Here is a 20,039-nt window from a genome sequence, read left to right as displayed (position 1 = left end):
GTCCTCACCCCGCAAGAATACCCTCGATCGCCGGGCGGTCGAGCCCTTTCAGCCCGATCACCACCAGCCGGCTCCGGCGTTCCTCGGACGCCGCCCAGGCACGGTCGTAATAATGCGAGACGCGCGGGCCGACGGCCTGCACCAGCAGCCGCATCGGCTTGCCGGCGACGTCGACGAAACCCTTCACTCGCAACACGTTTTCCGCCTCGGAGACCGCGGTAACGCGCCTGGCGAGCGCTTCCGGGTCGGCGATGACAGGCAGGTCGACGACGAAGCTGTCGAAGTCGTCATGGTCGTGATCGAGTTCGTCGTCGTGATGCGTCCTGCGATTCTCGATGTCGTCCTCCACCGCGAGGCCGAGGCCAAGCAGGATCGCGGGATCGACCTTGCCGTTCGTCGACGGCACGATCTTCACCGCCCGCGACAGATGCCCTTCGACCAGCTTGCTGGCGCGCGCGGCGGCGTCGCGGTCGAGCAGGTCGCTCTTCGACAGGATCACGAGGTCGGCGCAGGCGACCTGGTCCTCGAACACCTCTTCGACGGGATCGTCATGGTCGAGCGTGCCGTCGGCCTGCCGCTGCTCTTGCAGCGCATCCATGTCGGAGGCTACCCGGCCTTCGGCGAGAGCCGGCCCGTCGACGACGGCCACCACGCCGTCGACCGTCACGCGCCCCTTGATGGCCGGCCACTGGAAGGCCTGGACGAGCGGCTTCGGCAGCGCCAGCCCTGACGTCTCAATGAGGATGTGGTCGACCTTCGGCGAGCGCGAGAGGATCTGGTCGAGCGCAGGCACGAAATCGTCGGCCACGGTGCAGCAGATGCAGCCATTGGCGAGTTCGACGACGTTCTCCTCCGGGCAGGTCTCGATCCCGCAACCCTTGAGGATCTCGCCGTCGATGCCGACGTCGCCGAATTCGTTGACGATGATGGCGAGCCGCTTGCCGTTGGCGTTTTCGAGCATATGGCGGATAAGCGTCGTCTTGCCGGCGCCGAGGAAGCCGGTGACGACGGTGCAGGGGACCCGATCGGCGGAAGCGGTCATGTCTTGTCCTTGAACAATGCGAGAGGCGGTATACGGGCGACGAGCCCGCGCTTGAGGGAATCGGGCCGGCCGCGCCAGGGCAGCAGCCCGTCGGTGGAGGTGTGGAAGAGCTGCGCGCCCGCGACCAGGTCGCCGGCCGCCTCCGGCCTCAGGTCGCCGAACACATAGCTCCAGGCGCCCGGCTTGGTCAGGGCGGCGCTCAGCCGCCGCTTGCAGTTGCCGAGGCACTCGACCTCTTCGACACGGACGTCGGAAGCGGTGTTCTGCGCTCGCGTCGCACTTGCGAGCACCTCGCCCGGCCGGGGTCGCGCGTCGGTACCGGTCGCGTCGCGGCACGAACTGCAGACGATGATGGTGACGATGTCCTGAGGCGCCGCCGAGGCCGATGCCTCGACGCACGGATCACCGGCGGCAATCGCTTCGTCGAATTCCAAACCGTGCTCCTTGCCCGGGACACCCGCCAGGCTTGCAGGATTGATCCTTGACGGCAGGTCTCCTGGCTCGCGGCTCGGCGCTCCGTTCCGCCTTCCCGGGGTCGCGCCCCAGTGGCATCGGGCAAGGAGCTCGCCGCTCACAGTTGCGGGGACAGCTGCGGATTCCGGACCAACGGCCCGTCGCCGCATTCCCTCTTAGCTCCTCTCATTGCTCAGAGGAGACCGTCGAAGGGCATTTAGGCTGCGTCGCATCCGGCTGTCAACGCGTCGGAAATAAGGTTTGCCGGGCCTCCGTTTTGGGTTATGAGTCCAGTGTCGACGGTTCCCGCAAGGGAACAAGAGGGAATGCGGTACGGAATTTTTCCAAGGCCGCGGCTGCCCCGCAACTGTATGCGGCAAGCTCTTGCCCGATGCCACTGGGATTCGTCCCGGGAAGGCGGACCGGAGCGCAGAGCCGCAAGCCAGGAGACCTGCCGGCGACGCGCATTTGGTTCGATGCCCTCGGGTGGAGGGCGAAAGGATTTTGGAATGAACACGGCTTCCACGACACTTGGCGCCTCCGCTTCCACGCAGTCGCGCCTCATGCAGCTGGCGCTGGCCGGCCTTCTTGGCATCTTCGTCATCGGCTTTCTCGGCTTTTCTCCCATGGAGGCCGTCCACAATGCCGCGCACGACTATCGCCATTCGATGGCGTTTCCCTGCCACTAAAGGCGTCCCGTCATGACCGTTTTGCGCAACGTCGTGTTCATCGCGGCGTTGGCCGGGCTCGTTGCGGGCGTCGTGCTCGCGGCGTTGCAGGCCTACGCCACCGTGCCGCTGATCCTGAAGGCGGAGACTTTCGAGAATGCCGAGCCCGCGCATGATCATGGCGCGGCGGCTCCGGCCGATGCCGGCGTGGCCGCCCAGGCGCCGGCTGAGGCCGCCCCGCATGTGCATGAACATGGCGAGGACGCCTGGGCACCGGCCGACGGCTTCGAACGCTTTGCCTATACCACCGTCGCCAATGTCGTGAGCGGCATCGGTTTCGCTCTGATCCTTTTGGCGGCTTCCGAGCTCGCGGGCGGTATCGCGGGTTGGCGCCAGGGGCTCATCTGGGGCTTCGCCGGCTTTGCCGTCTTCACGCTCGCGCCCGGTCTCGGCCTGCCTCCGGAGCTGCCCGCCATGCCGGCTGCCGACCTGTTTGATCGCCAGGTCTGGTGGATCGGAACGGTCGTCGCGACGGCTGCCGGGCTGGCCATGATCGCGTTCCGGCGCTCTGCGGTCCTCGCGCTGGTCGGCGTCGCCCTGATCGTGGCGCCGCACGTCATCGGTGCGCCGCAGCCGGCAAGCCACGAAACGCCTGTTCCGACCGACCTGCACCACGAATTCGTCGTGGCGACCACCATCACCAATCTCCTGTTCTGGCTGGTGCTGGGTGCAGTGGCGGGCGCGGTCCGATCGCGCTTCATGGGCGGCGAGGAGGCCGGGCTGCGCGGCAGCTTTGCCTGAGTTGCGCGGCAGCCTGACCTTTGTCTTGGGCGGCGCGCGCTCCGGCAAGAGCACGCATGCCGAGGCTCTCGTCTCGGCGCTGCCGTCGCCCTGGATCTATATTGCAACCGCCCAGACTTTCGACAATGAGATGGTGGAGCGCATCGCGCTCCACCGGCAACGACGTGATGATCGCTGGTCGACGGTCGACGCGCCGTTCGATCTGGTCGACGCCATCGCGGCGGTGCCGGACGGACGGCCGGTGCTGATCGACTGCCTGACCTTGTGGCTGAGCAATCATCTGCTGGCCGGCCACGATGTCGACGCCGAATCCCGCAGGCTTGCCGACACGCTCTCCGCGCCGCGTGGTCCCTGGTTCGTCGTGTCCAACGAGGTCGGGCTCGGGATCGTGCCGGACAATCCGCTCGGCCGCCGGTTCCGGGATGCCCAGGGCCGGCTCAACCAGATGGTGGCGTCAGGCGCCGACAGCGTGCTGTTGATGGTGGCTGGCCTGCCCATGCGGGTGAAGTGAGATGAAGACGATCGACGAGAAGAGCGCAGAGCGCCATCGCGCGAAAATGGTCAAGCGCAAGGCTGTCCAGGATGCCGAAGTCGCCGGCAAGACGATCGAGAAGGGGCTCCTGATCGTTAATACCGGTCCCGGCAAGGGCAAGTCGACCGCCGCCTTCGGCCTTGCCCTGCGCATGCTGGGCTATGGCCGCCGCGTCGGCGTGGTCCAGTTCGTCAAGGGTGCCTGGCATACGGGCGAGAAGGACGCCTTCGCCGCTTTCGGCGACCGCGTCGTCTGGCACACGATGGGCGAGGGTTTCACCTGGGAGACGCAGGACCTGAAGCGCGACGTGGCGGCAGCCGAGCGCGCCTGGCAGAAGGCGCTCGAACTGATCGCCGATCCCTCGATCAGCCTGGTGATCCTCGACGAGTTGAACATCGCGCTTCGCTACGACTATCTGGACCTCGCGGCGGTTGTCGCGACGCTCAAAGGGAGGCGGGAGGGCCTCCATGTCATCGTCACCGGCAGGAACGCCAAGCCGGAGTTGGTCGAAGCCGCCGACCTCGTCACGGAGATGGGCCAAGTGAAGCACCATTTCGCTGCCGGAGTGAAGGCCCAGCAGGGTATCGAGTTCTGAAGCGGGAGAGTCCGCGACCATCGGCATGTTTCCTTCGCCGAATGCCCCCTCTGGCCTGCCGGCCATCTCTCGCCTCGAGGGCTAGGATATGCGCACGCTACGGAAGTACCCCTCATCCGACCGCGCTCCGCGCGGCCACCTTCTCCCACAGGGGGAGAAGGCCGGAGCCTGGCTTGGTCGGCTCTGCAAATCGCCGACATCGACGACTGGCGGAAGCGCGGCAGCAGCGCGTTCCCTTCTCCCCTTGTGGGAGAAGGTGGCCTCGCGAAGCGAGGTCGGATGAGGGGTACTTCGGACGCTGCGACCCGCCTACGCCACTGTGTACCAAATCACCGCGACCGCGCCCATCAGCCCGATCAGCAATCCATCCGCCCACCAGTAGAGCTGCAGCGCGCGCCTGATATCAGCCGATGTCGCCTCGCGGCGCCCGCCCGCGCCCATGGTGGCGTCGTCGACCAGCACGCCGCCATAGTGCCGCGGGCCGGCAAGCGCGAGACCGAGCGCGCCGGCCATCGCCGCCTCCGGCCAGCCGGCATTCGGCGAGCGGTGCTTTCCGGCATCCTCGTGGACGGCGCGCCATGCGGCCTCCGGCGACGCGCCGGGCACGAACCGGGCGGCGGCCACGATGAGCAGCGCCGACAGGCGCGACGCCGGCAGGTTGATCAGGTCGTCGAAGCGCGCCGAGGCCCAGCCGAAGGCGTCGTGACGAGGCGAGCGGTGGCCGATCATGCTGTCCGCCGTATTGACCGCCTTGTAGACGGCGGCACCCGGCAGACCGCCGACGGCCAGCCAGAAGGCCGGAGCGACGATGCCGTCGGAGAAATTCTCGGACAGGCTCTCGATTGCCGCGCGCGCCACGCCGGCCTCGTCAAGGCGTTCGGGGTCGCGGCCGACGATGCGCGCCACGGCCCGCCGTCCGCCGGCGATCCCCTCCAGTTCGAGCGCCCGCGCCACCGCGGTCACATGCTCGCCGAGGCTGCGCTGGGCGATCAGGCTGCTCGCCAGCAGCGCCACGATCACCAAGCCGACGAGCGGCATAGCCAGCAGCAGCGCCTCGACGACCCATGCGACCGCGCCGGTCGAGACGATGATGGCGACAAGAGCCGCCACGCCCGCGGCACGGCGCGTCGGAGCCGGGTCATCCGCGCGGTTGAGCGACCTGTCCAGCAGCGAGATGAGGCTCCCGATCCACATCACCGGATGGCCGATCGCCTTGAGCACACGGTCGGGATAGCCGGTGGCGCGCTCGATCATCAGCGACAGGAATGCGATAAGGACTGACATGGCGCGTTCGGAACTCTTTGCCGCTTCGGTGGTCGATCACGGCGGAAGTCTTGCCCGCGCCCGCGCATTGTTTCCGCAAGCGCGCGAGCCTTGGATCGACCTCTCGACGGGGATCAACCCGCACTCCTATCCATTTTTCGACGTGCCCGCCACCGCCTTCACGCGGCTTCCAGAGGCATCACGTGCTGCGGAACTCGCTGCGGTCGCGGCGCGGGCCTACGGCGTGCCGGCGGGCGCGAACGTCGTCCCCGCTCCGGGGACCCAGATACTGCTGCCCCGCGTGGCCGCGCTGGTTCCGGCCGGCCGGGCGCGCGTCCTGTCGCCCACCTACGCCGAGCATTGTCGGGCTGCAGCACTCGCCGGCCATGATGTGAGCGAAGTGACGGATTTCGACGATCTCTTCGATGCCGACCTCGCCGTCCTGGTCAACCCAAACAATCCCGACGGACGCGTCGTCGATCGCGCCCGCCTGCTGGCGCTTGCCGAGGCGATGCGACGCAAAGGCGGACTGCTGGTGGTCGACGAGGCCTTCATGGATGTCGGGCCGACTGCGGAAAGCGTGGCCGGCGATGTCGAGCAGGGCGGTCCCGTCGTGCTGCGTTCCTTCGGCAAGTTTTTCGGACTGGCGGGGCTGCGGCTCGGCTTCGCCGTCGCCGCCGAAGCCGTGGCCCGGCAGCTCGCAGCAGCACTGGGGCCCTGGGCAGTGGCCGGCCCGGCGCTCGAATACGGGATCGCCGCACTGGCCGATACGGACTGGCAGAACGACATGCGCGCGCGTCTTGAACGCGAGGCGACCGCGCTGGACGGCGTCTTGGCACGTCATGGCCTGCCGGTCTCGGGCGGTACGAGCCTCTTCCGTTTCCTGCGCACGACGGCTGCTGCAGAGATCTTCGATCTTTTCGGCAGGCACGGGATTCTCATCCGCAACTTCGCCGAACGCCCTCATGAATTGCGCATAGGCCTGCCTGGGAGTGTGCAGGAGACGAACCGGATAGAGCAGGCATTGCGCACTTGGAGTGGTATAGAACCTCACTCTTGACCGTCGCGCCGCACTATCATCTTGATATCGGCACCTTCTCCAGTGCGTCCTTCGAGGCTCGCCCTCGCCAGGGACGCACTTTCTACGGCGACGCCCTGCGGGCTCGCACCTCAGGATAAGGGCCGTGGGTGCCGGTATCTTCGCGGAGGTTCGGTACTTCTCGACCGCCCGGCCTCGGCGCCACCGGTCCTCGTCCTGAGGCGTGAGCCCGCAGAAGGCTGGATTGTCGGCGCCCCACCTTCGCGGGCGAGCATCGAAGGACGCACTTTTCACGGCAACCGCTTGCGGGCTTGTACGTCAGGATAAGGGCCGTGGGTGCCGGTATCTTCGCGGAGGTTCGGTACTTCTCGACCGCCCGGCCTCGGCGCCACCGGTCCTCGTCCTGAGGCGTGAGCCCGCAGAAGGCTGGATTGTCGGCGCCCCACCTTCGCGGGCGAGCCTCGAAGGACGCACTTTTCACGGCGACCGCTTGCAGGCTCGCACTTCAGGATAAGTGCCGTGGGTGCCGGTATCTTCGCCTGGCCTCGGCGCCACCGGTCCTCATCCTGAGGCGTGAGCCTGCAGAAGGCTGGATTGTCGGCGCCCCACCTTCGTGGGCGAGCCTCGAAGGACGCACTTTTCACGGCGACCGCTTGCAGGCTCGCACTTCAGGATAAGTGCCGTGGGTGCCGGTATCTTCGCCTGGCCTCGGCGCCACCGGTCCTCATCCTGAGGCGTGAGCCCGCAGAAGGCTGGATTGTCGGCGCCCCACCTTCGTGGGCGAGCCTCGAAGGACGCACCCGACAACGTGGCGACAGGCGGACGAGGGTGGCACCGACCGCCGAAGGCTACCGCAACTACTCGCCCAGAACGGTGTCGATGATGAGCGCGTCGGCGCGTTTCGCATCGAAGCGGGCTTCCGCGATGCGCCGGCTGGCCTGCCCCATGGGAGGGATCAGATCCGGCCTCTCGACGAAGCGCAGCATGGCTGCCGCCAGCGCCTCGGTGTCCCGTGCGGGAACGAGGAAGCCGTTCTCACCGTCCTGCACCGTCTCGCGGCAGCCGGGCACGTCGGTGGTGATGACGGGTCTGGCCATCGCCATCGCCTCCTGTGTGCTGCGGGGCACGCCTTCACGATAGGAAGGCAGCACATAGACGCTGGCCTGAGCGAGCCAGGGCTCGACCGGGACATGGCCAGGCCATTCGAGGATGCCTTGCTGGACCCAGGCGTCGGCCTCGGCGCGGGGGATGACGCCGGGGTTGGAATCGAGCCCGCCGAGCAGGATGAAACGCGTGCGTGGATGTCTCGCCTTCACCATGCGCGCGGCGCCCGCATATTCGACCACCCCTTTCTCCCGCAGCAGCCTGGCCGTCATGACGAAAGTCACGGGATCGAGCACCGGCGGCGCCGGCAACCAGCGGTCGAGATCGACACCGATGGGGCCGAGCTTGACCGCCTTGTCCGCGGCCACCAGGCCGGCGCGCTTGAATTCCGCGATGTCGTCGTCGTTGAGGAAAAGGACCTTGCGCGCGCGGGCGAGCGCGAACCGATAGAGCCTCTTGACCAGGCCCCGCAGGGCGCGGCGGGCGAGGCCTTGCTGCTCGTCCGCGCCGATGAAGACATAACCGAGGCCCTCGATCATGGCGAAGCGCCGAGGCACACCGGCGAGCCAGGCGGCGATCGTCCCGAAGGTCACGGGCTTGATGAAATAGCCGAGCGAGACATCGACACGCAGCCGGCGCAACAGCAGCGCGAGGCGCAAGGTATCGAGGAGGTCGCGCACGGGATTGAGGCCGGTGCGTGAGCCAGGATAGTCGATCGGCTTCGCGCCGAGCGCAACGACCGCCGAGCGGGTCGTGTCGTCATAGTCCGGCGCGAGCGCGAAGACCTCGACTCCCCGCCCCACGAGCGACGAGATCAGCGTCCCCCGGAAATTGGCGAGGGAGAAGGCCTGGCTGGATATGAGGGCGAGCCGCTGCGGTGTCATCGGGGCATTGTTGCCATTCACTCGCACGGCTCGCCGCATATTTCAAATCCGGTAGAAGCGGGCCGCCGTTCCGCCGAATATGGCGGCGCGCCCGGCTTCGGAGAGGCCGGACGTCAGCTCATGCGCTGCGCTCCACCACGCTGCATAGCCGGCGGTGAGATCGAGCACCGGCCAGTCGCTGCCGAACATCAGACGCTCGGCGCCGAACACCTTGACCAGATGGTCGGCATAGGGCTTCAGCATCGCTACCGACCATTCCGCTCCGGCTTCCGTGATCAGACCCGAGAGTTTGCACGACACGTTGGGGCGCCTGGCGAGCGCGGCAATGTCGCTCGCCCAGGGCTCGATGATGCCGTCTGCGATGAAGGGTTTGGCGCCGTGGTCGACGACGATGGCGAGATCGGGCAGGCGATCGGCGAGTGCCGCGGCGACCGGCAAATGGCGCGGCTGCAGGAGCGCGTCGAAGGATAGTCCGAGCGCCGGCATCCGCTCCAGCGCGGCGATACAGGCGGGAGCAAGAATGTCGAACGTGTCTTCGATATCCTGCAGCATGGGCCTGATGCCGCGGAATTTCGGATGCCGGGCGAGGCGCTCCAGCGTGGCGACCGCGTCTGCCGCATGCAGGTCGACCCAGCCGACCACCGCGGCGATCGTGTTGTCCTCGTCGGCGAGGCCGAGCATGAATTCAGTCTCCGCCACCGTCGGAGCCGCCTGCACGACGACGGTGCGCGTCACGCCGGCGGCGTCGAGATGCGGCTTCATGTCGGCGGGAAAATAATCGCGGCGGATCGGCTCGACCTGCGGTCCCATCCAGCCATAGTCGCCGCGTGCGATCTGCCAGTAATGCTGGTGCGCATCGATCAGTGTCGTCGGCATGTCTTTCCTCCCCTCGGTCGCGTCAGAGTTCCTGCACGACCGTGTGTTCTCGATATTTGTCGAATTCGCTATCCGGGATTTCCGCGGAAAAGAGGTCGATGTTGCGCGAAAGGCTTGCCGGCTTTGCCGTGCCGATCAGCACGGTGGCGACGGCCGGCTCATGCAGTGGAAACTGAAGGGCGGCGGCAGCAAGCGGATAGCCGCCTGTCCGCGCGATCTCCTCCATCGCGCCCACGCGCGACAGGATGTCCCCCGACGCCGGTCCATAGTCGAAATTCGCGCCGGGCACCGGGCCCGTGGCGAGGATGCCTGAGTTGAACACGCCGCCGATCACCAGCGAGGTGTTGCGGCTTCTGCACAGCGGCAGCAGTTCGGCTTCGGCGGAGCGGTCGAGCAACGAATAGCGGCCGGCAAGCAGGATGCAGTCGAGCGGCGCGCGGGACAGGACGTCCAGGCAGATCCGCACCTCGTTGACGCCGAGCCCGTAGGCCAAGATGGCGCCGGACGATTTGAGTTCCTCCAACGCCCTGAGCCCGGTGTCCATGAAGTGCCGCAGATGCACGCGTGCGGCCTCGGCGCCGTGGGTGTAGGTACCGATGTCGTGGACATAGAGTATGTCGATATGGTTCAGCCCGAGCCGGGCATGACTGAACTCGAACGACCGCATGATGCCATCATAGGAATAATCATAGTCGACGGCGAAGGGCAGGGGGTCGACATAGCCATGGTCCGGCACCTGGCCGTCGGGCACCGGCCGCAGCAGCCGGCCGACCTTGGTCGAGAGCACATAGGAGCCGTGCGGCTTGTCGCGCAGGAAGTCGCCCGTCCGGCGCTCCGACAGGCCGAAGCCGTAGAAGGGCGCGGTGTCGAAATAGCGCAGCCCGGTATCCCAGGCGCGCTCCAGCGTTTCCATTGCCGCCTCGCGCGGGCAGGCGCGGTAGAGGCCGCCGATCGCCGTTCCGCCGAAGCCGATCTCGGTGACCTCGAGTGCCGTATCGCCGACGCGGCGCGTCCTCATGTGCTTCTCCTCCGGAGCGTGGCGTGTCCTTCAGGCTGCGGCAGCCCGCCGGTGTTTTCCTGAACCATTCGTGCGGTCTCGGCAAGGTGCTCCTGCCACGGCCTGCCGGATGATGCCGACCCGGCCGTTCTGCCGGATGTCGGACGGGCGCATTCGATCGAAACGCGACATGAGCAAATGTCAACATACGAAGCAATTGCTCTTTCCTGAGAACCTTGCGAGAATGGGCTTGGGCACCGGCTCGCGTGCGTGGCGCTGCATCTGGCGGTCGTTGCGCGGTGCTGCCGGACCGTGCTTTACAACGACACGGAGGCGTTTGGGGTGAGGCAGTCGGGCATGAACACCAGGCAGGAGGCGGGCAGGCCGCGGCTCGACGATGCGGCCCGGGCCGGCTGGCTCTATTATGTCGCTGGCAACACGCAGGACCAGATCGCCGCCAAGCTGGGGGTCTCGCGCCAGAGCGCGCAGCGTCTCGTCTCGCTCGCAGTGTCGGAGGGGCTGGTCAAGGTTCGTCTTGACCACCCGATCGCCAATTGCCTCGACCTTGCGGCCAGGCTGACATCGCGTTTTGCGCTCGATCTCGCCGAAATCGTGCCGAGCGACCCGGAGTCGGAATCGACGACGCTGGGCATCGCCGAAGCCACCGCGGCGGAGATCGAGCGTCGTCTGCGCGCGGCCGAGCCTCTTGTTCTGGCGCTGGGCACCGGGCGCACGCTGAAAGCGGCGGTCGAGCAGCTTTCGCCGATCGACTGCTCCCAACACAAGGTGGTGTCGCTCACCGGCAATATTTCGCCGGACGGGTCGGCCGCCTATTACAACGTCATTTTTTCCATGGCCGACAAGACCAAGGCGCGCAGCTTCCCGATGCCGCTTCCCGTCATCGTCACCTCCGCGGCCGAGCGCGAGATGCTGCACGCCCAGGCGATGATCCGGCCGACGATGGAACTTGCGGCGCGGGCTGACATCACTTTCGTGGGCATAGGCGATCTCGGCCCGCGCGCGCCTCTCTATGAGGACGGTTTCATATCCGAAGCCGAGTTGAAGGCGCTGCAGAAGGCCGGCGCGGTCGGCGAGATTGTCGGCTGGGCTTTCGACCGCGAGGGCCGGCTGATCGACGGCCTCACCAACGATCGCGTGGCGTCCGCGCCGCTCCCCTCGCGCGAGCGCTCGCTGGTCATCGCCGCAGCGATGGGCGAGCGCAAGCTTCCGGGCATTCTGGCGGCGCTGACCCGCCGCCTCGTCAACGGGCTGATCACCGACGAACGCACCGCGACGGCGCTGCTCGCGGCGGGTTGAAGACATCATTGCCCTTTCACATTCGGGCCGTTGCCGTCGAGAAAGCCCATGTCGCGCTTGAGGTGATCCGGCAGCGAGCGCGGGTCGAGCAGCGTTCGGCAGGGGCGGAGGAACCTCGCGGCGAGCCGTCTAAGCCAGCCCGTGTCATGGTGCGCGTTACGTCGAGCCGTGCTGATCCTGATCGGCATGGCGGGTTCTCCGTCTGTGGCAAGATTGATCCGATGGACGGAATCTGAGCCGAAAAGCCCTTGTTTTCCAATTGAATCTATGGCGCAGTGCATAAGGAGATTTTATGCATGGTGCTTCCCTTGCCGCCCCTCGCCGCGATCCGCGCCTTTGAGGCCGCCGCTCGCCACGGCAGCTTCACCAAGGCGGCGGACGAGCTCGGCATGACGCAGGCGGCTGTCAGCTATCAGATCAAGCTGCTGGAGGATCGCGTCGGCGCGCCGTTGTTCCTGCGCCGGCCGCGACAGGTGACGCTGACAGAGACGGGGCGGCGGCTTGCGCCTGCTGCGAGCGAGGCCTTCGAGCTCTTGAGCGCCGCCTACCAGGCGGCTAGGCACGGCGCACAGGGCACCCTCGTCATCAATGCCGTTCAGACCTTCGCGGCGCAGTGGCTGGCCCAGCACATCGGGGCCTTCCAGATGGCGCATCCCGCACTGGCGGTGCGCCTCGAGGTTTCCAGCGGCATGGTCGACTTCAGCCGGGACGATGTCGACGTCGTCATCCGCGCCGGCGGCGGCAAATGGCCGGGCCTCGCGGCGCATCTTCTTCTGCGCGCCGTCTTCACGCCGATGTTGAGCCCGGCGCTTGCCGAGACGATCGGCGGCGTCAGGGAGCCCGCCGATCTGAGGCGGCTGCCGATCATCGATCCCGGCGATCCCTGGTGGCCGAAATGGCTCGACGCGGCCGGAGTGCCGACCGACTGGCTTTCGCAGAAGCCGCGGACCCAACTCGGCGCCCAGGCCTTCGAGGCCGCCGCCGCCATGGCCGGGCGAGGGGTCGCCATGCTGACACCCGCCTTCTATCGCGCCGAAGTCGAGAGCGGCCGGCTCATGCAGCCATTCGACCTGGTCGGCGACGACGGCCATGGCTATTGGCTCGCTTATCCCGAGGCGAGGCGCAACGCCCCCAAGATCCGCGCCTTCCGCGACTGGATCCTCGCTGCGGTTCCCGCGTCGCTCGACGTCTGATCGTCTCCATTCCCGTCCGCAACGCACTATCGTGGTCGCGCGGTGCTGCGCTGCAGCAACGAATCTGCCTTGACTTAAATCATCAAGAGTGAGTAATTGCTCATGGACAAAGCAATTGCTCAGTCAGGGAGGACGTCGCATGAAACTCTGTTCCCTCATTCTCGGCCTGTGCTCCGCCAGCGCTCTCGCCTTCGCCGCGCATGCCGAAACCTTGACCATCGCAACGGTCAACAATGGCGACATGATCCGGATGCAGAAGCTGACGGACGATTTCACTTCCAAGAACCCGGATATCGAGCTGCAATGGGTGACGCTGGAAGAGAACGTGCTGCGCGAGCGCGTCACCACCGACATCGCGACCAAGGGCGGCCAGTACGACGTGATGACCATCGGCACCTACGAGGTTCCGATCTGGGCCAAGCAGCAATGGCTGCTGCCGCTCGAAAATCTCGGCGCCGACTATGACGTCAAGGACATCATTCCCGCGATCGCCGGCGGCTTGTCGGCCGACGGGAAGCTCTATGCCGCGCCCTTCTACGGCGAGAGCTCCTTCATCATGTACCGCACCGACCTCTTCGAGAAGGCCGGGCTGGAGATGCCCGAGGCGCCGACCTGGGAGTTCATCGGGGAAGCCGCCCGCAAGATCACCGACCGCTCGGCTGATATCAACGGCATCTGCCTGCGCGGCAAGGCGGGCTGGGGCGAGAACATGGCCTTCCTCACCGCCATGTCGAATTCCTTCGGCGCCCGCTGGTTCGACGAGACCTGGCAGCCGCAGTTCGACCAGCCGGAATGGAAGAACACGCTCGATTTCTATGTGAAGCTGATGAACGACGCCGGCCCGCAAGGGGCATCCTCCAACGGCTTCAACGAAAATCTGGCGCTGTTCCAGCAGGGCAAATGCGGCATGTGGATCGACGCCACCGTGGCGGCATCCTTCGTGTCCAATCCGAAGGATTCGACGGTCGCGGACAAGGTCGGTTACGCGCTGGCGCCCGACAACGGCCTCGGCAAGCGGGGCAACTGGCTCTGGGCCTGGTCGCTCGCCATCCCTGCCGGCACGCAGAAGGCCGCGGCGGCCGAGAAGTTCGTCGCCTGGGCGACCAGCAAGGACTATCTGGCGCTCGTCGCGTCGAGGGAAGGCTGGGCCAATGTTCCGCCTGGAACCCGCGTGTCGCTCTACGAGAACCCGGAATATCAGAAGGCAGCGCCATTCGCGAAGATGACGCTGGATTCCATCAACTCCGCCGATCCGACCAAGCCGACCGTGAAGCCGGTGCCCTATGTCGGCGTGCAGTTCGTCGCCATTCCGGAGTTCCAGGGGCTCGGCACAACGGTGGGGCAGCTGTTTTCGGCCGCACTTGCCGGTCAGATGACGGTCGACGACGCGCTGGCCCAGGCCCAGTCGGCTTCCGTTCGCGAGATGACGCGCGCCGGCTACATCAAATAGCCATCCTCCCGGCAACTGGCTGCCCGGTTCTCCCGGTCCGGGCAGCCCCTTTTCAAGGCCCCGTCTTCGAGGCCTGTGATCCGAGGACGTGACGCGAAGGGCTGAGTGGCTCCATGGCAACCCGACAGACACGCACGCTTGCCCGGCTGATGATGGCGCCGTCGGTCATCCTGCTCCTGATCTGGATGATCGTGCCGCTGGCGATGACGCTGTGGTTCTCCTTCCTGAACTACAACCTGCTCAATCCCGCCAATGTCAACTTCGCAGGCTTCTTCAACTACCAGTACTTCTATACCGACCCTGCCTTCTTCCAGTCGATCTGGAACACGCTGGTCATCGTCGTCGGCGTGCTCCTGATCACGGTGATCGGCGGCATCGCGCTCGCGCTGCTGCTCGACCAGCCGATCCTCGGGCAGGGTATCGTGCGCATCCTGGTCATCTCGCCGTTCTTCGTCATGCCGCCCGTGGCGGCCCTGGTGTGGAAGAACATGATCATGCATCCGGGCTACGGTGTCTTCGCCGACATCGCCAAGTCCCTCGGCCTGCAGCCCGTCGACTGGTTCGCGCAGTACCCTCTGTTCTCCATCATCATGATCGTCGCATGGCAATGGCTGCCCTTCGCGACACTCATCCTGCTGACGTCACTGCAGTCGCTCGACAGCGAGCAGAAGGAGGCGGCCGAGATGGACGGCGCCGGCTTCGTCAGCCGTTTCTGGTATCTGACCCTGCCGCATATGGCGCGCGCCATCACCGTGGTGATCCTGATCCAGACCATCTTCCTGCTGGCCGTCTATGCCGAGATCCTGGTCACCACCAATGGCGGGCCGGGCTATGCGACCACGAACCTGCCGTTCCTGATCTATCGCACCGCGCTGCTCGGCTACGACGTGGGCGGGGCCTCGGCGGGCGGCGTGATCGCCGTGGTGCTGGCCAACATCGTCGCCATCTTCCTGATGCGCGCCGTCGGCAGAAACCTCGATCGATAGGAGGAGAGGCAACATGGCCCGCCGTGTCTCGACCAGAAGCAAAGCCGGTTTCACTGTGGCCGCCTGGGTGATCGCGCTGATCATCTTCTTTCCGATCCTCTACACGATCCTGACCTCCTTCAAGACGGAACCGGAGGCGATCGCAGGCTTCAGCCTGTTCCCCTCCGGGACCTTCGAAAATTACGTCGAGGTGCAGTCGCAGCGCGACTATTTCCGGCCCTTCATGAACTCCGTCTTCATCGCCGTGGGTTCGACGCTGCTGGCCCTGCTGGTCGCCATTCCGGCCGCCTGGTCCATGGCCTTCTCGCCGACCAAGAGGACCAAGGACATCCTGATGTGGATGCTCTCCACCAAGATGATGCCGGCCGTCGCGGTGCTTGTCCCCATCTACCTGATCTTCCGCGACTGGGGGCTGCTCGACACAAGGTTCGGGCTCACGGTCATGCTGATGCTGATCAATCTGCCGATCGTGGTGTGGATGCTCTACACCTATTTCCGCGAGATTCCGGGCGAGATCCTGGAGGCGGCGCGCATGGACGGCGCCTCGCTCCTGAACGAGATCGTCTATGTGCTGACGCCGATGGCCGTGCCGGGCATCGCCTCGACGATGCTGCTCAACATCATCCTCGCCTGGAACGAGGCATTCTGGACCATTCGCCTCACGACGACGAACGCCGCGCCGCTGACGGCATTCATCGCCTCGTTCTCCAGCCCGCAGGGCCTGTTCTGGGCGAAGCTGTCGGCGGCTTCGACGCTCGCCATCGCACCGATCCTGATCATGGGCTGGTTCTCGCAACGCCAGCTCGTACGCGGCCTGACTTTTGGCGCGGTCAAGTAGAGGCGGCGGGGAGGAAACCATGGGAAACATCAAGCTCGAAAGCGTGTCCAAGGCCTTTGGCGCCACGATCATCATCCCCAAGATCGATCTCGACATCGCCGACGGCGAGTTCGTGGTCTTCGTCGGCCCGTCGGGCTGCGGCAAGTCCACGCTGCTGCGGCTCATCGCGGGCCTCGAGGACACGACCGAGGGCAGGATCCTCATCGACGGCGCCGACGTCACCAACGCCGCGCCGGCCCGCCGCGGCCTCGCCATGGTGTTCCAGTCCTACGCGCTCTATCCGCATATGAGCGTCTACAACAACATCGCATTCCCCCTGAAGATGGCGGGCGAAGACAAGGCCGCGATCGACAAGAAGGTCAGGGACGCGGCGCGGGTCCTCAACCTTGCCGACTATCTCGACCGCCGGCCCGGCCAGCTATCCGGCGGCCAGCGCCAGCGCGTCGCGATCGGCCGCGCCATCGTGCGCCAGCCCAAGGCCTTCCTCTTCGACGAGCCGCTGTCGAACCTCGATGCCGCCCTGCGCGGCACCATGCGGCTGGAGATCAGCGAGCTGCACCAGCAACTCGGGACGACCATGATCTATGTCACGCACGACCAGGTCGAGGCGATGACCATGGCCGACAAGATCGTGGTGCTCAACGCCGGCAATATCGAGCAGGTAGGTTCTCCGCTCGAGCTCTACCGCAGCCCGAAGAACCTGTTCGTCGCCGGCTTCATCGGCTCGCCGAAGATGAATTTCCTCAAAGGGCAGCCCGCGGCATCGCATGGCGCCGAAACCATCGGCATCCGGCCGGAGCATGTTGCGATATCCACCAGCGCCGGCGAGTGGAAGGGCAAGGTCGGCGTGGCAGAGCACCTCGGCGCCGACACTTTCGTCCATGTCCATGCCGACGGGCTCGGGACCATCAATGTCAGGGCGCCCGGCGAGATCGGCATCGAGCATGGCCAGGACGTCTGGCTGACGCCCGATCCGGCGAAGATCCACCGCTTCGGAGCCGACGGGAGGGCCATGTGAGGCGCCTCGAAGGCAAATCGGCGCTGATATCAGGGGCGGCGCGCGGCATCGGCCGCGCTTTCGCGCAAGCCTATGTGCGTGAAGGCGCGACCGTTGCGATATCGGATATCGATCCGGAGGCGGCCGAGAGGACCGCGAAGGAGATCGGCACGGGCGCCTATGCCGTGCAACTCGACGTCACCGATCTCGGCTCGATCGATCGCGCCGTGAAGACCGCGGAGGAAAGGACAGGCGGGCTCGACATCCTCGTCAACAATGCCGCGCTCTTCGATCTCGCGCCGATCGTCGAGATATCCAGGGAAAGCTACGACAGGTTGTTCGCCGTCAATGTCGCCGGCACGCTGTTCATGCTGCAGGCCGCGGCCCGCTCCATGATCGCGCGGGGCAAGGGCGGCAGGATCATCAACATGGCGAGCCAAGCCGGACGCCGCGGCGAAGCGCTGGTCGCGGTCTATTGCGCCACCAAGGCGGCCGTCATCAGCCTCACCCAGTCGGCGGGGCTCGACCTCATCAAGCACGGCATCAACGTCAATGCGATCGCGCCCGGCGTCGTCGACGGCGAGCACTGGGACCATGTCGATTCCCTGTTCGCCAGATATGAGAACCGCGCGCCGGGCGAGAAGAAGAAGCTCGTGGGGGCAGCCGTCCCCTACGGGCGGATGGGCACGGCGCAAGATCTTGTCGGCATGGCGATTTTCCTGGCGAGCGCCGAAGCCGACTACATCGTCGCCCAGACCTACAATGTCGACGGCGGCAACTGGATGAGCTGAGGCATTGGCGACGATCGGTCTTCGCCCCGCTTGCGGGGAAGATGCCGGCAGGCAGATGAACCGCGCCGTTTGGCGCGGGTCATAGAGGATGAAAGTGTGGATCCGTTGTCTGACTGAAACAAAACGGATTTCAGCGCCACTTTCGTGGCAAGGCGGAGAAGAAGCCGTGATATCGAGGCCTGATTTTTCGACCATCGCGAAATGCCCCTCATCCGGCTGCCCGTCCTCCGCAGCAGCTGCGGAGGGTGGACCGCCAGCTTCTCCCCGCAAGCGGGGAGAAGACGAAAGCCCGGGCTTGGCGGCGCTGTCAATCGCCTCGGTCGGTGATTGCGGAGGCGTACCCCTCATCCGACCGCGCTTCGCGCGGCCACCTTCTCCCACAAGGGGAGAAGGCGGGCGCCTGGCTTCGGCGGCACTGCCAATCACAAATGTTGACGATTGGCCGAGGCGTTGTTGCAAGGTCTTGCCTTCTCCCCTTGTGGGAGAAGGTGGCCTCGCCCGTGAGGGGCGAGGTCGGATGAGGGGCACGCCTCCGCAACCCACTCCCACCGTCGTCTCGCCGCAACGCCCGAGCAGCCCCACCCCTTCTACCCCCGGTGTCGCCAAAGGCATCCGGGCCAATAGGACAAGGGACGTGACCAGATGGCCATCAAACTCTCATCCGCAGCCCTGAACCGGCTGTCCCCGAAGGTCGCCGTCCCGCGCTACGATCGTGCCGGGCTTACGGCCGGAATCCTGCATTTTGGCGTCGGCAATTTCCATCGCTCGCACCAGGCCGTCTATCTCGACGACCTCTTCAATGCCGGCATCGACCATGACTGGGCGATCGTCGGCGCCGGCGTGTTCGACGCCGAGAAGCCGGGGCGAGAGAAACTGGCCGAGCAGGACTGGCTGACCACCGTGGTCGAGCAGGACGGCGATCGGGTCGAGGCGCGCGTCACCGGGGCGATGGTCGACTATCTGATCCCGGGCGACACGGACACGATCATCGCGCGGCTGGCCGATCCCGCCATCCGTATCGCCTCGCTGACGATCACCGAAGGCGGTTACTTCATCGACCCGGCATCCGGGAGGTTCAACCCGTCACACCCCGATATCGTGCGCGATGCCGGAGATCCCGACCGGCCGAAGACGGTGTTCGGCCTGATCCTTGCCGGGCTGAAACGCCGGCGCGCCGAAAGTGTTGCGCCCTTCACCGTGATGTCCTGCGACAACATTCCCCATAACGGCCGCGTCACCTCGGATGCGGTATGCGGGCTGGCAGCCCTTGTCGATCCGGCCTTGGCGCGCTGGGTCGGCGATCACGTCTCGTTCCCGAACGGCATGGTCGATCGCATCACGCCTGCGACGAGCGCTCGCGAACGGGCGCAACTCGCATCCGATTTCGGCGTCGAGGACAACTGGCCGGTGTTTTGCGAGCCCTTCAGGCAATGGGTGCTGGAGGATCGGTTCGGCACAGGCCGCCCCGCGCTGGAAAGGGTCGGGGTGCAGTTCGTCGACGACGTCTCGCCTTTCGAACTGATGAAGATCCGCATCCTCAATGGCGGCCACGCGACGATCGCCTATCCGGCCGGCCTGATGGACATCGTCTTCGTGCACGAGGCTATGCAGGAGCCGCTGGTCAGGGGCTTCCTGGAGAAGCTGGAGCGCGACGAGATCATCCCGACGGTGCCGCCTGTTCCCGGCGTCGTGCTGGGCGACTACTACCGGCTCATCGAACGCCGCTTCTCCAATCCGAAGATCGGCGACACGGTCCGGCGGCTCTGCCTCGACGGTTCCAACCGCCAGCCGAAATTCATCATCCCCACGATCGCGGACAGGCTTCGCGACGGAAAGAGCGTCGACGGGCTGGCGCTCGAATCGGCGCTCTGGTGCCGCTATTGCTTCGGCACGACCGACAGCGGCGCCGAGATCGCGCCCAACGATCCCGGCTGGACACGTCTTCAGGAGCGGGCGAAGGCAGCGAAGGCCGACCCGGCGGCATGGCTCGCAATGGACGACATCTATGGCGAGGTCGGCAAGTCGCCGGTCTTCGCCTCGGCCTTTGCACGGCACCTCCGTGCTTTGTGGGCGCGGGGAACCCGCGAGACCCTGTCCGGCCATCTTGCCGGAACATCGTGAGGTGAGGGGAGGGAGGCTGGACTTGGTGAATGGCTTCCGATACCCCGCTCCGATGCCGTCGGCGGCACGGCACAACAGTTGAGCGTCATCCC

At 66.1% G+C, this 20,039-nt stretch carries 20 protein-coding genes and 2 riboswitches; of the genes, 13 read left to right on the top strand and 7 right to left on the bottom strand.

All coding sequences use genetic code 11. From position 1 onward, the window contains the following. Positions 1-4: 4 nt before the first annotated feature. Complete coding sequence (gene cobW / locus JN302_RS35935; RefSeq protein WP_202330758.1) at positions 5-1,042, bottom strand: cobalamin biosynthesis protein CobW; 1,038 nt, start codon at positions 1,040-1,042, stop codon at positions 5-7. Next, on the bottom strand, positions 1,039-1,458 hold the full coding sequence (locus JN302_RS35930; protein WP_202334560.1) for a DUF1636 family protein: 420 nt from the start codon (positions 1,456-1,458) through the stop codon (positions 1,039-1,041). The genes cobW and JN302_RS35930 overlap by 4 nt, the downstream gene beginning before the upstream one ends. A gap of 53 nt (positions 1,459-1,511) precedes the next feature. After that, positions 1,512-1,718, bottom strand: a riboswitch (cobalamin riboswitch). Positions 1,719-1,778: 60 nt separating this feature from the next. Continuing rightward, a riboswitch (cobalamin riboswitch) is annotated at positions 1,779-1,968 on the top strand. Between the two features lie 36 nt (positions 1,969-2,004). On the opposite strand from JN302_RS35930, the gene JN302_RS35925 reads away from it, so the two are divergent. The 4 genes from JN302_RS35925 to cobO are packed head-to-tail and all read left to right on the top strand — an operon-like array spanning position 2,005 to position 4,091. Continuing rightward, positions 2,005-2,184 (top strand): CbtB domain-containing protein, encoded by a 180-nt coding sequence (locus JN302_RS35925; protein ID WP_202309066.1) that lies wholly within the window; start codon positions 2,005-2,007, stop codon positions 2,182-2,184. A gap of 12 nt (positions 2,185-2,196) precedes the next feature. Continuing rightward, a complete protein-coding gene (locus JN302_RS35920) occupies positions 2,197-2,964 on the top strand; it encodes a CbtA family protein (protein WP_202330757.1) in 768 nt (255 codons plus the stop codon). Further along, on the top strand, positions 2,957-3,475 hold the full coding sequence (gene cobU / locus JN302_RS35915; RefSeq protein WP_202330756.1) for a bifunctional adenosylcobinamide kinase/adenosylcobinamide-phosphate guanylyltransferase: 519 nt from the start codon (positions 2,957-2,959) through the stop codon (positions 3,473-3,475). Before JN302_RS35920 ends, cobU begins: the two co-directional genes overlap by 8 nt. A 1-nt stretch (position 3,476) precedes the next feature. After that, positions 3,477-4,091 carry a cob(I)yrinic acid a,c-diamide adenosyltransferase gene (cobO, locus tag JN302_RS35910; protein WP_202330755.1) on the top strand — a complete coding sequence of 205 codons (615 nt, stop codon included), beginning with the start codon at positions 3,477-3,479 and terminating at the stop codon, positions 4,089-4,091. 309 nt (positions 4,092-4,400) lie between these two features. On the opposite strand, the gene cbiB is transcribed toward cobO, so the two are convergent. Then, positions 4,401-5,375: an adenosylcobinamide-phosphate synthase CbiB gene (gene cbiB, locus JN302_RS35905; RefSeq protein WP_202330754.1), complete on the bottom strand. Its 975-nt coding sequence runs from the start codon at positions 5,373-5,375 to the stop codon at positions 4,401-4,403. Between cbiB and cobD the strand changes: the two genes are divergently transcribed. Continuing rightward, the gene (cobD, locus tag JN302_RS35900; protein WP_202330753.1) at positions 5,374-6,414 is read left to right on the top strand and encodes a threonine-phosphate decarboxylase CobD; all 1,041 of its coding nucleotides are present in this window, start codon (positions 5,374-5,376) and stop codon (positions 6,412-6,414) included. The two genes, cbiB and cobD, sit on opposite strands and share 2 nt — an antisense overlap. An 836-nt stretch (positions 6,415-7,250) precedes the next feature. Here the strand turns inward: cobD and JN302_RS35895 are convergent. Genes JN302_RS35895 through JN302_RS35885 form a run of 3 tightly spaced genes read right to left on the bottom strand, consistent with a single transcriptional unit; the run spans position 7,251 to position 10,275 of the window. Next, entirely contained in the window at positions 7,251-8,402 is a 1,152-nt protein-coding gene (locus JN302_RS35895) for a glycosyltransferase family 4 protein (protein WP_244846109.1), read from the bottom strand. 21 nt (positions 8,403-8,423) lie between these two features. Further along, positions 8,424-9,257 (bottom strand): amidohydrolase family protein, encoded by an 834-nt coding sequence (locus tag JN302_RS35890; protein WP_202330751.1) that lies wholly within the window; start codon positions 9,255-9,257, stop codon positions 8,424-8,426. Positions 9,258-9,279: 22 nt separating this feature from the next. Continuing rightward, positions 9,280-10,275 (bottom strand): aldo/keto reductase, encoded by a 996-nt coding sequence (locus tag JN302_RS35885; protein WP_202330750.1) that lies wholly within the window; start codon positions 10,273-10,275, stop codon positions 9,280-9,282. Between the two features lie 336 nt (positions 10,276-10,611). Here JN302_RS35885 and JN302_RS35880 point away from each other — a divergent pair, with 336 nt between their 5' ends. Then, complete coding sequence (locus JN302_RS35880; protein WP_202330749.1) at positions 10,612-11,571, top strand: sugar-binding transcriptional regulator; 960 nt, start codon at positions 10,612-10,614, stop codon at positions 11,569-11,571. Between the two features lie 5 nt (positions 11,572-11,576). On the opposite strand, the gene JN302_RS35875 is transcribed toward JN302_RS35880, so the two are convergent. After that, on the bottom strand, positions 11,577-11,759 hold the full coding sequence (locus JN302_RS35875) for a hypothetical protein (RefSeq protein ID WP_202330748.1): 183 nt from the start codon (positions 11,757-11,759) through the stop codon (positions 11,577-11,579). Between the two features lie 108 nt (positions 11,760-11,867). On the opposite strand from JN302_RS35875, the gene JN302_RS35870 reads away from it, so the two are divergent. The 7 genes from JN302_RS35870 to JN302_RS35840 all read left to right on the top strand — a co-directional run bounded on the left by JN302_RS35870 (position 11,868) and on the right by JN302_RS35840 (position 19,947). Continuing rightward, positions 11,868-12,764, top strand: a complete 897-nt coding sequence (locus JN302_RS35870; protein ID WP_202330747.1) for a LysR substrate-binding domain-containing protein — start codon at positions 11,868-11,870, stop codon at positions 12,762-12,764. Between the two features lie 139 nt (positions 12,765-12,903). Next, positions 12,904-14,214, top strand: coding sequence for an ABC transporter substrate-binding protein (locus tag JN302_RS35865; protein WP_202330746.1), 1,311 nt, complete (start codon positions 12,904-12,906; stop codon positions 14,212-14,214). 113 nt (positions 14,215-14,327) lie between these two features. Further along, positions 14,328-15,200 (top strand): carbohydrate ABC transporter permease, encoded by an 873-nt coding sequence (locus tag JN302_RS35860; protein WP_202330745.1) that lies wholly within the window; start codon positions 14,328-14,330, stop codon positions 15,198-15,200. Between the two features lie 13 nt (positions 15,201-15,213). Beyond that, the gene (locus JN302_RS35855) at positions 15,214-16,038 is read left to right on the top strand and encodes a carbohydrate ABC transporter permease (protein ID WP_202309052.1); all 825 of its coding nucleotides are present in this window, start codon (positions 15,214-15,216) and stop codon (positions 16,036-16,038) included. Between the two features lie 19 nt (positions 16,039-16,057). Next, positions 16,058-17,056, top strand: coding sequence for an ABC transporter ATP-binding protein (locus tag JN302_RS35850; RefSeq protein WP_202330744.1), 999 nt, complete (start codon positions 16,058-16,060; stop codon positions 17,054-17,056). Next, on the top strand, positions 17,053-17,826 hold the full coding sequence (locus tag JN302_RS35845) for an L-iditol 2-dehydrogenase (RefSeq protein ID WP_202309050.1): 774 nt from the start codon (positions 17,053-17,055) through the stop codon (positions 17,824-17,826). The genes JN302_RS35850 and JN302_RS35845 overlap by 4 nt, the downstream gene beginning before the upstream one ends. Before the next feature lie 642 nt (positions 17,827-18,468). Continuing rightward, entirely contained in the window at positions 18,469-19,947 is a 1,479-nt protein-coding gene (locus tag JN302_RS35840; RefSeq protein WP_202330743.1) for a mannitol dehydrogenase family protein, read from the top strand. Positions 19,948-20,039: the final 92 nt, after the last annotated feature.

Origin of the sequence: Mesorhizobium sp. L-8-3 (genome assembly GCF_016756615.1) — a bacterium.
In the GTDB taxonomy this organism is placed as follows: domain Bacteria; phylum Pseudomonadota; class Alphaproteobacteria; order Rhizobiales; family Rhizobiaceae.
Note: the sequence above shows the minus strand (reverse complement) of the source record. Positions and strands in the feature narration are given on the sequence as shown.

Coding starts and splice junctions, on each gene's coding strand:
- JN302_RS35865 (WP_202330746.1), top strand. CDS start 12,904: ATGAAACTCTGTTCCCTCATTCTCGGCCTGTGCTCCGCCAGCGCTCTC.
- JN302_RS35850 (WP_202330744.1), top strand. CDS start 16,058: ATGGGAAACATCAAGCTCGAAAGCGTGTCCAAGGCCTTTGGCGCCACG.
- JN302_RS35875 (WP_202330748.1), bottom strand. CDS start 11,759: ATGCCGATCAGGATCAGCACGGCTCGACGTAACGCGCACCATGACACG.
- JN302_RS35860 (WP_202330745.1), top strand. CDS start 14,328: ATGGCAACCCGACAGACACGCACGCTTGCCCGGCTGATGATGGCGCCG.
- cbiB (WP_202330754.1), bottom strand. CDS start 5,375: ATGTCAGTCCTTATCGCATTCCTGTCGCTGATGATCGAGCGCGCCACC.
- JN302_RS35925 (WP_202309066.1), top strand. CDS start 2,005: ATGAACACGGCTTCCACGACACTTGGCGCCTCCGCTTCCACGCAGTCG.
- JN302_RS35840 (WP_202330743.1), top strand. CDS start 18,469: ATGGCCATCAAACTCTCATCCGCAGCCCTGAACCGGCTGTCCCCGAAG.
- JN302_RS35890 (WP_202330751.1), bottom strand. CDS start 9,257: ATGCCGACGACACTGATCGATGCGCACCAGCATTACTGGCAGATCGCA.
- JN302_RS35855 (WP_202309052.1), top strand. CDS start 15,214: ATGGCCCGCCGTGTCTCGACCAGAAGCAAAGCCGGTTTCACTGTGGCC.
- cobW (WP_202330758.1), bottom strand. CDS start 1,042: ATGACCGCTTCCGCCGATCGGGTCCCCTGCACCGTCGTCACCGGCTTC.
- JN302_RS35880 (WP_202330749.1), top strand. CDS start 10,612: ATGAACACCAGGCAGGAGGCGGGCAGGCCGCGGCTCGACGATGCGGCC.
- JN302_RS35870 (WP_202330747.1), top strand. CDS start 11,868: ATGGTGCTTCCCTTGCCGCCCCTCGCCGCGATCCGCGCCTTTGAGGCC.
- JN302_RS35920 (WP_202330757.1), top strand. CDS start 2,197: ATGACCGTTTTGCGCAACGTCGTGTTCATCGCGGCGTTGGCCGGGCTC.
- JN302_RS35885 (WP_202330750.1), bottom strand. CDS start 10,275: ATGAGGACGCGCCGCGTCGGCGATACGGCACTCGAGGTCACCGAGATC.
- cobD (WP_202330753.1), top strand. CDS start 5,374: ATGGCGCGTTCGGAACTCTTTGCCGCTTCGGTGGTCGATCACGGCGGA.
- cobO (WP_202330755.1), top strand. CDS start 3,477: ATGAAGACGATCGACGAGAAGAGCGCAGAGCGCCATCGCGCGAAAATG.